The 15,023-nt window shown below is 47.7% G+C and carries 13 protein-coding genes; 6 read left to right on the top strand and 7 right to left on the bottom strand.

Going from position 1 to position 15,023, the window contains the following annotated elements; all coding sequences use genetic code 11:
• Together WCO51_02580 and speE are read right to left on the bottom strand one after the other, a co-directional pair.
• Positions 1-908 (bottom strand): PLP-dependent aspartate aminotransferase family protein (locus WCO51_02580; GenBank protein MEI6512143.1); only part of this gene is annotated, 908 nt, incomplete at its 3' end.
• A gap of 26 nt (positions 909-934) precedes the next feature.
• A complete protein-coding gene (gene speE, locus WCO51_02575) occupies positions 935-1,852 on the bottom strand; it encodes a polyamine aminopropyltransferase (GenBank protein MEI6512142.1) in 918 nt (305 codons plus the stop codon).
• Positions 1,853-2,100: 248 nt separating this feature from the next.
• On the opposite strand from speE, the gene WCO51_02570 reads away from it, so the two are divergent.
• Complete coding sequence (locus tag WCO51_02570) at positions 2,101-2,379, top strand: ankyrin repeat domain-containing protein (GenBank protein MEI6512141.1); 279 nt, start codon at positions 2,101-2,103, stop codon at positions 2,377-2,379.
• Between the two features lie 8 nt (positions 2,380-2,387).
• Positions 2,388-3,095 (top strand): CPBP family intramembrane glutamic endopeptidase, encoded by a 708-nt coding sequence (locus tag WCO51_02565; GenBank protein MEI6512140.1) that lies wholly within the window; start codon positions 2,388-2,390, stop codon positions 3,093-3,095.
• Positions 3,096-3,138: 43 nt separating this feature from the next.
• Here the strand turns inward: WCO51_02565 and WCO51_02560 are convergent, their stop codons facing one another.
• The 4 genes from WCO51_02560 to tsaE all read right to left on the bottom strand — a co-directional run bounded on the left by WCO51_02560 (position 3,139) and on the right by tsaE (position 7,115).
• Complete coding sequence (locus WCO51_02560; GenBank protein ID MEI6512139.1) at positions 3,139-4,188, bottom strand: ATP-dependent 6-phosphofructokinase; 1,050 nt, start codon at positions 4,186-4,188, stop codon at positions 3,139-3,141.
• Between the two features lie 187 nt (positions 4,189-4,375).
• Positions 4,376-5,866: a trypsin-like peptidase domain-containing protein gene (locus WCO51_02555; GenBank protein MEI6512138.1), complete on the bottom strand. Its 1,491-nt coding sequence runs from the start codon at positions 5,864-5,866 to the stop codon at positions 4,376-4,378.
• 108 nt (positions 5,867-5,974) lie between these two features.
• Positions 5,975-6,667, bottom strand: a complete 693-nt coding sequence (gene tsaB, locus WCO51_02550) for a tRNA (adenosine(37)-N6)-threonylcarbamoyltransferase complex dimerization subunit type 1 TsaB (protein MEI6512137.1) — start codon at positions 6,665-6,667, stop codon at positions 5,975-5,977.
• Positions 6,645-7,115 (bottom strand): tRNA (adenosine(37)-N6)-threonylcarbamoyltransferase complex ATPase subunit type 1 TsaE, encoded by a 471-nt coding sequence (gene tsaE / locus WCO51_02545; protein MEI6512136.1) that lies wholly within the window; start codon positions 7,113-7,115, stop codon positions 6,645-6,647. The genes tsaB and tsaE overlap by 23 nt, the downstream gene beginning before the upstream one ends.
• Positions 7,116-7,360: 245 nt before the next feature.
• Between tsaE and WCO51_02540 the strand changes: the two genes are divergently transcribed.
• Together WCO51_02540 and WCO51_02535 are read left to right on the top strand one after the other, a co-directional pair.
• Positions 7,361-8,059 (top strand): cytidylate kinase-like family protein, encoded by a 699-nt coding sequence (locus WCO51_02540; protein MEI6512135.1) that lies wholly within the window; start codon positions 7,361-7,363, stop codon positions 8,057-8,059.
• A gap of 40 nt (positions 8,060-8,099) precedes the next feature.
• The gene (locus WCO51_02535) at positions 8,100-8,846 is read left to right on the top strand and encodes a M50 family metallopeptidase (GenBank protein ID MEI6512134.1); all 747 of its coding nucleotides are present in this window, start codon (positions 8,100-8,102) and stop codon (positions 8,844-8,846) included.
• Positions 8,847-8,892: 46 nt separating this feature from the next.
• Here WCO51_02535 and WCO51_02530 read toward each other — a convergent pair whose 3' ends face one another.
• Positions 8,893-11,445 (bottom strand): UvrD-helicase domain-containing protein, encoded by a 2,553-nt coding sequence (locus tag WCO51_02530; protein MEI6512133.1) that lies wholly within the window; start codon positions 11,443-11,445, stop codon positions 8,893-8,895.
• Positions 11,446-11,678: 233 nt separating this feature from the next.
• On the opposite strand from WCO51_02530, the gene secD reads away from it, so the two are divergent.
• A complete protein-coding gene (gene secD / locus WCO51_02525; GenBank protein ID MEI6512132.1) occupies positions 11,679-14,654 on the top strand; it encodes a protein translocase subunit SecD in 2,976 nt (991 codons plus the stop codon).
• Between the two features lie 109 nt (positions 14,655-14,763).
• The coding region (locus tag WCO51_02520) for a glycogen/starch synthase (GenBank protein MEI6512131.1) at positions 14,764-15,023 on the top strand (260 nt) is incomplete at its 3' end.

Below are 15,023 nucleotides of genomic sequence, written 5' to 3'. Positions count from 1 at the left end.
GCAAGCTCATATTGAGGGTGAGATTTCAGACCAGGATGATAGACCTTGAGAACTGCCGGATGCTCTTCTAAGAAATGAGCAATTTCCAATCCACTCTTCTGTTGACGCTCGAGCCGAACAGGAAGAGTCCGCAAACCCCGCAGGATAAGCCAAGCGGCAAAGGGGTCGATGGTTGCGCCGACTAATGCCGATTCGGGGTAGGCGAGTGTCTTCATGTGTTCGCCTTTGCCAACAATAACGCCGGCGATCAGATCACTATGGCCGCTGATGTATTTGGTCATCGAATGAATTACAATATCGATCCCCAGGTCTAACGGGTTCAAAAACAGCGGTGTCGCCCAGGTGCTGTCGCAGATGGTGGTGATTCCCTTTGGTTTGGCGATTGCGGCAATAGCCTCCAGGTCTTGCAAGTGGCAGATGAAAAATGACGGCGATTCAAGATAGATGAAACAAGTCTCGGGGCGGATTGCAGCTTCAAAGTCGGCAACATCCGTGCCGCTTACATAGGAGATACTCATGCCGAAGCCCTTTTCGAGCCTCTCCATGAGAGGGACAACATGGTTGTAAACTGTTTCAACGACAATCGCATGACCGCCAGCTTTAGCGCAACTTAATACTGCCGTAGTAATTGCTCCCATGCCAGAAGAAAGCGCAACCGCCCTATCGCCATGTTCCAACGCGGCCAGCTTGGCCTCAAGAATTTCGATTGTCGGGTTGCCGTATCGAGTGTAGTGATACCGTTCCCGATTGTCACTCTCCAACTGGCTGCCATCTATGAATTGTTGACAGCTTGGGTAGGTAAAGAGCGAGGTTTGATAAATCGGCGGGCTGGCGGCCCCCCAATATTCGTCTCTCTTCTCCCCAAAATGCATCAGGATTGTATCTGTACCAAGTTTCTTATTATCCATCTATCATTAATACCTTTGCTAATACGTTAAGTTTGCCAATAAAACGGATCGGAATCGGTTAAGACGCGGCCATATTCTTTCACTCCATCTTCAATATAAGGAGGGAGAGCGAACATGCCGTGGTGCATAACCGGTGAATAGTAGCGAGTGTTTGTAATGCCTCGCTCCGAAAGCCGATGGGCGATATCGGATTGCGAGAGTTCGAGCGGATCATGCTTTTTCGAAGCTAAAATGAAACCCCAGGGCATCAGGAAAGTTGTCACAAATGCCCAGTAGGGACGAACGAACGGGAACACCTCGCGCAGTGTCTTAATAAGCGAAACAAAGAGGTAGGGCGAGTTATTGTTCGCGCATCCAGCCTGGATTGCAAGAATACCGTCATCGTTCAAGGCATCGAAGGCAAGGCTGTAAAAGTCTTTTGTAAATAAGTAGACGGCAGGTCCGGCTTCGAGCGGATCAGTCAGGTCAGATAGGATCACGTCGAACTTATCTGTGTTACTTTGAAGCCACCGGCGAGCGTCAGCGTAGATTAGAGTCGAGCGTGGATCTTGGAATGAACCTTGATGCCATTCAGGCAGGTGCTCCTTAGCAATATCGACAAACTTTTCGTCAATATCAACCATCGTGGCCGCCTGGACGGACTTATGGCGAAGGGCATCACGCAGGCTTGCCCCTTCGCCCCCACCGGCAATCGCTACTTTTTTAGGCTCAGGATGAGTAATCATGGCAGGGTGGACCATGCTTTCGTGAAAAATAAACTCATCAAGCTGTGATGATTGGATTTTATGGTCAAGGAAGAGCGATTTGCCAAAGCGAGGAACTTCAACAATATTGACATGCTGAAAAGGGGTAACCCCTTGGAAGAGAACCGAATCGATGCTGTATACAAATTGCACCGCTTCCGTATGCGATTCGGTTAGATGCATTCCACTCCGTTGTGCCATTCGACTGCTCCTTAAAGGTGACGCACCATTACGCTGATAAAAACTTCGGATAGTGAAAAGTGCAATGATCACCGGCTTTCAGGTTCCCTGATGTGCCCGCCGCCAATTGCTAATGTTACCTTCTCGCCTAATGTTTGTCAAACAAGCATAGCAGGGATATTAGCAGTCAGGTATTTCCTTAATCACCCTACATCAGCATATTTCTCAGGTTTTGGGACATACTATTATTGTAGGGAAGGGGCTTTTTTATGATAAAACGTATTTTCGCTTTGGTATGTATGATTGCTTTGATTACTATGCTCTGCGGCTGTGGGAAGGCGGCGGATCAGATTTCCGACCGTGAAATCTCTGAATTCAGCGCAGCGATATCTGATGGTGATGTCGATATCATCTCCCGATTGCTCACAGCAAAGCCCAAGCTAATCAACACCAAAGATAAAAACGGCGACACCCCCCTCAACCAATCAATCAAACAAGGAAAGACAGAGGTAGCTGACTTCCTCCGGCAACATGGGGGAACAGAGTAAGAGCGTTTATGGCAACTGAAGCTAAATCGGTTAAAGGAAAAGTAGATGGAGGATGGGTAGCGCTTTTGGGAGCGCTTGTTACTACTTTTCTCTATCTTTATTATAATGATGGCTCGGCAGTTTATACCCTCGGGTGGCTCTCTGGGTTTAAGAAAGGGAATTTCTACCGTGTGTGGGAAGAGTATTTGCTCGTCAGCGCTGTAGTGCTGCTTTGGGTGCCGATGCTCTATATCACCGTCTTTACGAAACACGAATTAGGCGAATATGGGTTTGCGCGTGGGAATGTCAAACAAGGCTGGGCATGGGCAGGAATTATGTTTGCTGCCATGATTGTCCCTTTGATATTTGCCTCACGCCGTCCTGAATTTCAAAGCTATTATCCGTTACAAAAACAAGCCTTAACTAATATACGCTATCTCATCTATTTTGAGTTGACTTACGGTTTCTATCTGTTCTGCTGGGAGTTCTTCTTTAGGGGATTTCTTACATTCGGCTTGTACCGTTGGATAGGCAATTGGGGCATTTTAGCTCAGGCTTGTGCCTTCACCGTTTTGCATTTAGGAAAGCCACCACTTGAGGTTGCAGGCTCGTTTATAGCCGCCATCATTTTGGGGTGTATTGCGCTTCGAGCAAAGTCTTTTCTACCTGCCTTTTGGGCTCATTGGGGTGTTGCGCTTACTCTTGATCTTCTTATTGTCTTTGGCAGGCATCACTAAACAAAAAGGGCGGGCCTTTGGCCCGCCCTTTTTAGTAACTTGCTTAGCGATTAAATAGCATTGCAACTTCTTCGTAAAGTTCCAGAGGAACTGTTTTAAGAGTGCCGGTGGCTACGCTGAGAGGGACCGATACGATATCCACTCCCTTGAGTGCGGCCATCATGCCGAATTCTTTGCTATGGATCATCTCTGCAGCCTTCAAGCCAACGCGGGAACCGAGTACACGGTCGAAGACCGTTGGCGAACCGCCGCGCTGGATATGACCAATAACCACGTTTCGCGTCTCGATACCGGTACGCTTCTCAATAATTTGAGCAACACGCTCACCAATGCCGCGTTCCTTAAGAATGACATGGCCGAATGCATCAAGCTCTTTAGGAGCCGCTTCTTCGCCACTTTCAAGAGGGATTTCTGCGCCTTCTGAGGTAACGATTAGCGCATAATCCTGGCCTCTTTTTCGCAAGTCTAAAAGATGCTGACAAAGCGCATCCATATCAGGGGTGACTTCGGGGATCATAATCCAATCCGCGCCGCCGCCAAGCCCAACATAAAGGGCAACCCAACCGGCATGTCGACCCATTACTTCTAGCACCATCGCTCGGCTGTGAGACTTTGCCGTATCGCGCAATCGGTCAAGCGCATCAACAGCAACCGCCACTGAGCTATCGAAACCGAACGTGAAATCGGTGCCGCTCAGGTCATTGTCCATTGTTTTAGGAATACCAACGGTAGGAAAACCTAAATCCCAGAGCTTCGAGGCAACGCCCAATGTATCTTCGCCGCCGATAGCAGCGATTGCATCGATGCCCATCTCCTTCAGGTTATTCAGGAGCAGCTCGGAAGAGTCTTTTCCGTTCTCATCTTTTTTAAATGGATTAGTGCGGGATGAACCTAAAATCGTTCCACCCTGGTGGATAATATCTTCTACATCTTTAGCTTGAAGTGGAAAAGTCATCTTTTCGAGCAACCCCAACCAACCACGTCGAACGCCTATCGTCTCATAACCATAATCAATCAGTCGTAAGGTAACACCGCGGATAGCCGCGTTCAGGCCGGGACAATCTCCACCGCCTGTTAAAATTGCAACGCGCATTACATTCCTCCTTGGTGCAGAGCACCAATATTAAATAGCTTTTTTTCTTAAGAATAGGTTTTACCTCAATGGAGGCTCACAATGCTCCCACCTAGCAGCTTCATTTTTCACTTAAAACACCTCAAAATAAAACCGGCCCCTTGTTTTCAAGGAAGCCGGATCTGAGAGAAGGAGCTTTCTGATTACTCTAGCGAAGCTTAACGGAGACCAGGTTTTGGCTGCCCGTTCCGTCTTCAAAACGACGCCATATCAGGACTCTGAGAACCTGACCTGCTTTGGCTTTCGCTAGAATACTGTTGAGGGTTTGGGAGCTGTCGGATTTCACCCTGTCCACCTCTATGATGACATCGCCATCGCTTATTCCGGCATCATCAGCGGGGCTGCCAGGGGCAACCTGAGTTACCACTACGCCTTTAAGCCCGGTGCGCAGCTTATATCGTTCAATCATGCTATCAGTTAATGGCTGCACTCTTACGCCAAGTTTAGTTGCAGGTTGATTTTCTTCCGGACTATTTCCTGAAGGAGTACTGGCATTAGTCGCCGGTGGTTCTGTTAAAGTCGCCTTTAGCGCCTCTGCTTTGCCATTACGTATAACTTTGATAACTACTGTTGACCCGGGGGTTTGCTTCCAGATCAGTTCGCGAAGAGCAAGCTCCGAGTCGACAGGCGTACCATTGAACTCGGTGATGACATCGCCTGGAACAAGCCCAGCTTTATCGCCAGGGGAACTATCGCGAACGCTTCCAACCATTACGCCCTTCTGAATACCCATGCTTTCTCTCTGTTCAGGCGTAAGATCTTTTGGCCCAATACCCAGAAAACCGCGAGTGACTTTACCATGATCGATTAACTGTTGAACAATAGATTTCGCAGTATTTATCGGTATTGCGAACCCAATTCCGACACTGCCTCCACTACCCGATTCGATTGCGGTGTTAATGCCGATAACCTCGCCATCGATATTGACCAGTGGTCCGCCACTATTGCCCGGATTAATCGGAGCATCCGTTTGTATAAGATTAGGATAGAATCGGACACCCTCGGATCTGCTGCCGATTGCCTCTTGACGCTTAATAGCGCTGATATGGCCGACGGTAACGGTGTTCGACAAACCGAATGGCGAACCCATCGCGATCGCAAATTGGCCGGTCTTAACGGCGTCCGAATCGCCCAGTGTCGCGGCTCGCAAACCTTTTCGATCCACTTTCACTATAGCGATATCGCTTGCATAATCGCGCATTACCGTTCCGGTTGCTTTTCTTCCATCGTTGAATTCGACTTCAACTTCGTCAGTATCCGCAACCACGTGATCATTCGTTAGAATATAACCATCGCTACGGATCACAACACCTGAGCCTTGTCCCCTCACCGTTTGTGGATTTTGCGGGACTGAGGGAAACATGCCTCTGAATTCAGGGGGAACCATACCATATGGATCGCCTTCACGTGCCGTCAAATGTTTCGTCACACGTATATGAACGACACAAGGAGCTAAATCAGCAGACAGTTTGATAAACGCGCTCTCAAGCGCTGTCACCGTAGTGTGCTCTTGCGGGGTCATTGTGGTACCGACTGGTTTTTGAGCATCGGTCACCATCATGCTCGATACCGCTACGCCGACCAGTCCTACAACTATCAATCCTGCTGACCATCTTAAAAGAGATTTGTTTGAATTCATTTACAGATCACCTCCGATAATCGTTTTTTTGTAATATATACGTCCCCTTACTGCCTATTGAAGGGAGAGGGAACGTTGGTTAACGCCGGATAGACCGGCAGATCGTATTTACAGCGTCGTGTAAGCCCTCTTTGGAATGCTAATCGACGGCGGTTTTATGTAGTTGGGTAACAAATCAAATGCGGACTGAGTTTTCCCACTGAGAACTATTTTATGAGCAAGCATGGCAACTGCTTCAGCCGATGGAAAACGCGCCGGTAATATATCAATCTCTCCGACATCATTTGCAAATAGGTCGCGGTATAGATGACAACCTTCCCCAACAAAAAGATGAGTAGACTCAGTTCGAGCAGCTACCCGCTGAGCTAATTCTGAAACTTCGGCAACTTGCGGAGGCGCTAGCGTTCCCTTCTGAGTAAAGAGTTGGTAATAAACTTCACCCTTACGAGCCGGCAAGACTGATATTAGAAGGGAATCCTGCTTGAGATGGGTACCATATGCCAACGCCTCAAGGCTGCCTATCCCGACCATGGGTTTGTTATGAACGTGTGCCAGTGTTTTTGCAATTTCCACTCCGATTTTAACACCGGTAAAAAATCCCGGCCCACAATCGACAGCATAGACATCTATCTCTTTGAGAGTGATGTCAACCTGACCAGTAATGAACTCAACCGCCGCCAACACAGCTCCGCTGACACGGTGATGATGAGCAAAACGGGTTTCAATTCGTAAAGCGCCATCTTCTAATAAGGCAACCGACCCAACGCTACCAATCGTATCAATCGCAAGTAGCCACATCATTTATCCTCAATTTATCCAAAATTCTTTGTGCAGACACTCCATAAGCTATTAACTGAATTTGACGCTCATTGTTCACTGGTTTTGAAATAAGAATCTCAAGTCGTTCATCAGGGATGAGTTCCCCCGCGTGCTCAGCCCACTCAATCGCTGTAATTCCGTTATCGTAATACTCATCAAGCGCCAGCGAGGCCACTTGCTCGAGTTCCTCCAAACGATAGAGGTCAATATGATAGAACGGCGGCGAGGATAAGTATTCGTGAATCAGTGTAAAAGTCGGACTTCGCACCGGTTGATCGATACCTAATCCTCGAGCGATTCCTTTCGCCAAAGTTGTCTTACCTGCGCCGATTTCACCAATCAGACTAATAACCTCACCTTTTTGGAGCAATTGACCCAGCCTTTGGCCGAATAATATAGTCTCTTCCGGACTATGAGTGCAGATAATCACCTTGGCATTGCCTCACTGCATTAGATTACGACTAAAAGCCATGCAAAATATCCCGAGATAAAAGAAAAATTGCGTTAGTCGCAAATATATTTTAGCAGCCATCCGATCAAATCACTACGACGCCTACCTTATCCTCTACGTTTCTCCACAATTTGTCTATCAGTAAAAAACGAACAGGCTCTGGCAGTTTGGATGGATATGTCGTATACTGATAGTGGAATTGAATACGTTTAGGGGGCACGAAAATGTCTAACCCTTCATCGAAAACTTTGGCTGATGAACGCGTTCGGGAGTGGTTGATTCTCGAACAAGCCCGCAAAGAACGTTTGCAGGCTCTGGAAAAGAAAACGAATCCCGTTATTACCCTCTCACGACAGGCAGGCTCATGTGGTGATGAGATTGCTGAGGAGGTTGTGCGGCAATTAGGCGCTCCCTGGCAATTGTGGGATAAGCAACTAATCGATGCTATCGCCGAACATGCTTCGGTGCGCTCGCACTTGGTTGAAGCGGTTGAACACCATCACTCCGAATTCACCCAAGTCGTTGAGAGCATGCTCGGCATCCGAACTTTCAATGAAGCAGATTACCGACTTCACTTGGCAGAGGTTCTATTTTCGCTTGGCCATTCCGGATGTCAACTTATCGTAGGACGTGGAGCAAATTTCTTGCTGAAAAAAGCTTTAAATGTCTGCGTGAAAGCGTCCTTCAATTTTCGTCTTAAGAACTATGCAAAAGAGCATGACCTTACAGATCGCAAAGCAACTGATGCGCTACATCAAGTCGATAAAGAGAGAACCGAGTTTATCCGCAATCTCTTCGGGCTTGATCCTGACAACGATGCTTATTATGACATGACCCTTTATACCGATCAGTTGGGGGTGCAGGGCGCAGCAGGATCAATTATTTCAGCCGCGAATGCTATGTATGGGCTAAGTTTGAAATAGCCCTCAGGATGAGGGCTATTTCATTATTCAGGAGGAATTCATGGACGTCAGCGCCCAGGATGCTCGAGTTCATCCCGAGCCAACTTCTGTTCAAGTACGCAGATCGCTTATAGCAGCATCTCTTTTAGTTATAATTTTGTGGTTCATCCCGTTTGGGCATACGATTACCCTTCCTTTTCGTTACTTCGTAACCTTCCTTCATGAGCTAAGTCATGCGCTCGCTGCAGTGTTCACCCATGGAAGCGCAAGCCAAATGCAGATTGCCAGAGATGGAAGTGGGTCGGTGCAGGTTATTGGGGGTTGGAGGTTTCTTGTTGCCGCAGCAGGCTATATTGGGACCACTTTTTTTGGCGCGACACTTCTTCTGCTTAGCCAAAAACCTAAATTGGCAACTTCGATGTTTTACATTCTTTTCGCAGTAATTCTTTTCACTACCGTTTGGTGGGTGTCGCCGATTTTTAGCTTCGGTTTTTGGACCGGCATTATCCTAGCTGGGCTTCTATTGCTAGCAGGTCTCTATGTTAAAGGAAAGCTTTCGATTTTCCTTCTTCAATTCCTGGCAGTCCAGTGCTGCCTATCGGCTCTTTGGGATTTGTCGGTATTGATGCGGTTGAATACGGCAGGAATTCCCGATAACGATGCCGCTTTTTTAGCGAGTTTCACCCATATCCCCGCTATCGTCTGGAGCATTCTCTGGACCCTTTTCTCTGCCCTTATTCTCTGGCAAGCCTTAAAACGAACCTGGAAAAACGGAAAAGAGCCTAGAGCAATTGAGCAGGGTTTTTGAGGCGAAAAGTATAAACTTCTTGAAACCGCGTAGGGGGGGGATGCCATCATTCCTTCCCCTCACGGCGTTTTACTCGGACGGTGCAGTTACCGATTTCGCAATCTTGGTAGTCTTCATTAGTCTGACGAAGTTTTAAGGGGATGGCTGGACGTATGAGAAGCGCCCAGGATTGTTGTTGGCCCATTTGGGGGGTAGCAATAACCAAATGCTCTTTCGCGCGAGTCATTGCGACATATATAAGCCGCAGCTCTTCCTGCTGGTCAAGTAAAGCTTCTTGTTTTTGTATTTGCCGATGAATTAGGGGGGAGTAATTACGCCATTCAACCCCAATTCGCTGATTGGCCAAGTCAACTTCAACTCGTTGATCGTGACGATTCTTTTTTGCATCAAGGTCGGCCATGATCACAACTGGGAATTCCAACCCTTTGGCGCTGTGAACGGTGATGAAGCGCACAACATCCGAGAACTCATCGTGGGTCGGGGCATCACCTTCTCGTTGGCGAAGGTAAGTTAGTGTTGAAATACGCTCAACAAACTCACCCAGTTGCACATCAGGTGTTTCGAAGCTCATTTGGATGAGTTTTCGAACATTCGCAAGCTGTTGTGCTCCATTTTCACGGCAAAGCAATTTGGCGTCATACTCGGTTTCAACTAGTAGACGCTCTAAAACAACTCCAACCGACAAACGATCTGCAATTAACAACAAAGGCTCGAACCATTCCAAAAAGCGCTTAATAAGCGGCACATCAGCTTCAGGCACGACTTCAAGCGTGGTTTTGAGGGTCTCATAAAGGGAGCTTCCTCTCTCTTGCGCTTGGTTCGACAGGCACACTAGCGAATCCATACTTACTCCCACCATCGTCGAACGCAAAAGGCAGGCGATCGCGAGGTCATCATCAGGCCGGCAGAGACTTTGAAGCGCATTTTTCAGATCGTGTACTTCGTATCGAGTGAAATACCCTCGACCTCCGCCAACGACAAAAAAGGGAATATCCGCTGCTTGGAATGCCTGCTCATAATCAGTGATGCGAGTGAACTGGCGCATGAGCACCGCAATATCGCCATAGCGAACGGGGCGCATTGCATTCAGGCTGCTGTCATAGACTTCTAAAGACTTATTTTGAACCCACGAGCGAATTTCGGATGCGATCCACTCAGCCTCTCCTCGGCGAAATATCTGGCTATGCATCCATAACTCAATGCTCGGCTGATTTTTCGGCAGAATATCCCGTCCGGTTTCTAATGCTTGGTAGTTATCACCGTGCCAGAGTTTGGAGAAGACAGTTGCAACAAAATTTAATATCTCCGGACGGGATCGGAAATTAATTTGGAGGGGGATACTGGCCGCACGTTCCGGATTTCGTGTTGAAGTATTTCCTATTTGCTCAATTTGGCGTCGGAACAAGTTCACATCGGCAAAACGAAATCGGTAAATAGCTTGGCGCTCATCCCCGACGATCATCCAGTTCCCTTCAGCGCCTAAATGTTCCAATAGCTTCGCTTGTACCGGATTAATGTCCTGATATTCATCCACCATAATATATTTGAAGCGGCGACGATAGCGTTCAGTGACATTTTCAGAGCTTTTCAAAAGTTGGAGCATCCGTTGCTGGAGGTCTTCAAAGTCCAATCCCCCGGCTTGCTGTTTCATCACATCAAAACGCTGCCAGATTTGTGCAATAAGTTGAAGCAGTCCGGAGGCAAGTTCGGCGCACTGGCGTTCTTTCTCAGGATCAACTGATGCCAAAACTCTTGAGTTCGCTTGGCCTAAATCCCTCAAATCCCAACTCTGAGCTTGTTTAGCTTGGTTTGAAAGTTCGCTAAGGAGAGGTACGACCTGATCGAGCCAGCTACGCATTGGGTTATTACTATCAGGTTCTATTCGTTTAATAGCGCTGACAGCCGAAATAAGCAGGGCTTGCCCACTTTCCTGAGCGGCAGCTTCAAGATTAGAAAGCATTTGCCGCTTATATTCTTCGAGGGCGGGATGAAAAGGCAGATCGACTTCTTGTAGTTCTCGTTGCCCCCATTCGGCAATCTCTTCGCAGGAGAGGCCATAGTTCCGAACTCTTTCAATAAGCGGATTCAGCAAACTTCGAAGCGGATTAAGCAAATCATTACGATTGCCGCCGTAGACGGGCATCGAAGAAGTCGCGCCGATTAGGCGTGCAATGGCTCCCCCCTCTTCAAGCGCGTCTTGGACTACTTCCTCGATAGCATGGTTCCACAATGCTTTTCCTTCTCGATCATCCAGAACCCGGAATTGGGGATCAACCCCAGCTTCGAAGGGATTTTCCGCCAAAAGCCTTCGGCATAAGCCGTGAATCGTATGAATATAGGCGTACTCAACCCTTCGACGTTCTTCAAGCAGGCCTTCGCGTTCCAATCCCTCCACAATCCTGCGCTTCATTTCTTGCGCCGCTTTTTCGGTGTAAGTAATGGTGAGAATTTGGTCAGCGAGAATATGTTCATCCCGAACAAGCCGGAGAAATCGTGCCACAATCACGCCCGTCTTGCCCGCGCCTGCCCCCGCCGCCACGCAAATAGCCCCCTGCGCCCTATTAATAGCTCTCTCTTGTTCCTGTGTCCAAATGGCCATATATTTTAATTCAATAAGTTTAGCTTAGTTCCTGCTGAATTCTGGTGAAAGGTTATAGATTTCAAGGTATGATACACTTCAAGCTAGCTTCCCGTTATATTCACCGTTGACATCACCTTCGCGTCTCGTCTATAATCCACACTGATTGAATTGTGCTCCGGTATCTACGTTTTGATCTTCTTAAGTTCAAATTAAGGTACGGCAGCGAACGATTACAAGGAGGCGGCATCGCTTTGAAGCAAACATATTATTGGCTACTCGGTATTGTAGTCTTGGCTATCCTCGCTGCTAGTGCAGTTATCCTGATCAAGGTGAACCTTGGCTTGGATATCCAAGGCGGCGCGCGTATTGTTCTACGAGCTAAAACAGAAACTCTTTCTGTCAACGACAAGAAAAACTGGCCGGCGATGAGGTCTCAGCTTGCAAGCGAGATTCTACCTCGTCGTGTCTCTGGCACTCTCGGTGTCACAGAAGCCCCTGTTCATACCAAGGGTGACAATCAGTTCGTCGTTGAGCTGCCGGGCTATACCAATATCCTTGAGGCTGAGGGACTTCTTCAGCAGACTGCCCGCCTCGAATTTCGTTGGCTGAAAAATGTCCAAACGGACAAAGACAAGACTCGCCGCTATATCATTCAACATGGTGACGACCAGTCAAACGAGACAATCAGTTTTGTCGATACATCTAATAATAGGCTTATAAAACCTGATGGCGAAACTCAGAAAGAATACGAAGAGCTGATAGCTAATCCCGATTTTGCGGAAGTTATCGTTACCGGCGCTGACCTGAAACCGGAATCTCGTGTTAGCTCTGGCGGCGGAAATAGCGGCGGACAAGCCGTGGTGCAGCTTCGCTTCAATCCCAAAGGTGAAGAAGCATTCGGTAATTTTGTTTCTGAAACAAGCCATTTCAAAGAATATCTCGCTATCGTCCTGGACAAGAAAATAATTTCTGCTCCAGTTAATAATATTACAGGCCGTTCCGGCGCTTCCTCACCGATTATCGAAGGAAACTTCAATTCCAAATCAGCCGCGCAGTTAGCATCGCTTCTCAATGCAGGCGCTTTACCGGTTGACTTAGAAATCGTTCAGAGCAGCACGATCGAACCGACCCTCGGTCAGAAAGCTTTAATGATGATCCTGAAAGCCGGTTTGATAGCGGCAGCAGTCATCATGGTTGGCATGGCTATCTACTATCTGCTGCCAGGCCTTCTGGCATGTATCGCCCTGCTCTTATATGTGTTGTTCTGCTACGCAGCTTTCAAGCTGATGGGAGTAACCTTCTCGCTGGCCGGTATTGCCGGCTTCATCTTATCCATCGGTATGGCCGTGGATGCGAACATTCTTATTTTCGAGCGCATGAAGGAAGAGCTTCGAAACGGCAAGACTTTGATGGCCTCCATCGATGCCGGTTTCAAACGAGCCTTTACCGCTATTTTCGACTCGAACTTCTGCACTCTTATCACTTGCGCGGTGCTATTTACGTATGGCACTGACGTTGTAAAAGGTTTTGCTACCACGCTAGGCGTCGGTGTTTTAATATCTCTGTTCACTGCCATCACAGTTACGCGAACACTGCTCTACTTGCTGGTTGGCAGAGGAGTTGCACAAAACCCACGATTCTTCGGCTTGGGACGACAGATTGCAGGTAAAAGCCATTTCGACTTTGTCGGTAAGCGATGGATATGGATCGCCTTCAGCCTACTGATTATCATTCCTGGCCTCTTTTACATGAGCAAGGGTGGCATCAAGAAGAACATCGAGTTCGAGGGTGGAACCGAGATTACTTATGTCCTAAGTGAGCCTGTTAAGGGCACTTCAGAACAGATAAAAAGCAAACTAAGAGAAAACAGTAAACCTGTTGATGTCGATAACGTGCAGCTTGCCGACAACGGTAAACAGCTCATTCTTAAGTTCAGGCTAAAGAAGAAAGATACTGCGCGATTAGGACAAGATACTGCTCTGCTGACACAGGCGTTGATCACGAATGAGATCATTAAAGTCGTGCCTCCACAGGTTTCGAAGTTCACTTATTCTCTACCGACTCCTCTAACTCTAACTGCCGACCAGGTTAAAGCTAAGTTGAGCGAAGCTGGTCTGACTGCTGATAATGTAGGGCTTACTTTAGGTAATAAAGAGGTTTCGATTACCTCTTCATCGTTTAAAGAAACACCCGATGTTATCGCGACAACAATCGGGCAAAGCATTCCAGAATTCAGCAAGGGCAAAGTTACTCAGGTGATCTTCACCTTGCCTAAAGCAATGTCCCAGAAGCCCGATCTAGTTGTCAGCGAGTTAAAAGTTCAAAACATATATGTTGAGGACGTCAAGCTCTCGCCTACTAATTCATCTGAATTAACAGTCGTAGGCAAAAATCTCAATGCTGCATTGGGAGCAATGACCCCTGCCATTACCAACGTAACCGTAGCTCCTAACGTGGACAATATCGGTGGCATTATTCGCGAGGAAATGGTTAAAAACGCCATCTTGTCAGTCATATTGGCGTGTTTCTTCATCCTCATCTTTGTCACTATCCGGTTCGCGATTGAAGGCGGTTGGTCCGGCTTCCGATATGGCGCCGCGGCTATTATCGCAACTCTACACGACGTGTTGATCATGATGGGATCGGCAGCGATTTTCGGCTATTTCTTTGGCTGGGAGATAAGCGCCCTCTTTATCACTGCATTGCTGACCATGATCGGTTTCTCCGTGCATGACACAATCGTTATTTTCGACAGAATACGAGAAAATTTAAAATTGAGACTGCGCGGTGATTCCTTCGATGGTTTGGTTAATAGAAGTATCGTTCAATCGTTTGCGCGATCTATTTTAACGAGCCTTACTGTCGCCATCACGGTGTTTATCTTGTTCATGTACGGCAGCGTTACAACAGACCTTAAGCACTTCCATATGGTATTGCTAATTGGTGTTATCTCCGGCGCTTATTCGAGCATCTTTAACGCCGCTCAGATACTGGTTATCTGGGAACACTGGCGAGCTCGCGGCGCTAATACTGCCAAGGTTGTAGTGGACAAGCCGATGGTATCTACTGATACTCGCAAGACATCAGGAACGCCATCTACTAACCGGCCTGCTCCTTCGACAAAACCCAAAGCCGTGTCATCAGAAACGACAACGACCGAAGGTTCTGAAGAGGATAATGATAATCGTCCTTCCAGCAAAGCGCCTAAGCGCAAGCGACGAATGTAGTTACCCTTTTCGAAGGGGAATTTGACTGCAAAGAAGATCAAGGGAGGTCCCACCTTGGGACCTCCCACTAAATAGATGATTGTTTGGTGAGACGGAGGAGGCATACGGTATGCGCGTAGTCATGTTGTCGTGGGAATACCCCCCGAAACTCGTAGGTGGAATTGCGCGTCATGTTTACGACTTGTCTCATGCGCTTGTTGAGCAAGGCATCGAAGTACATGTCGTAACCGCAGATCACCCCAACGCTCCTGCCGAAGAAGAAGAAATCCCCGGTCTTTTTATACACCGTGTATCGGCTGAAGGCCGAGCGGACGATTTTGTCAACTGGGTCCACCTCCTCAACGAAGCTATATTCGCTCGAACTGATGC

This window comes from bacterium (genome assembly GCA_037131655.1).
GTDB lineage: Bacteria > Armatimonadota > Fimbriimonadia > Fimbriimonadales > JBAXQP01 > JBAXQP01.
Note: the sequence above shows the minus strand (reverse complement) of the source record. Positions and strands in the feature narration are given on the sequence as shown.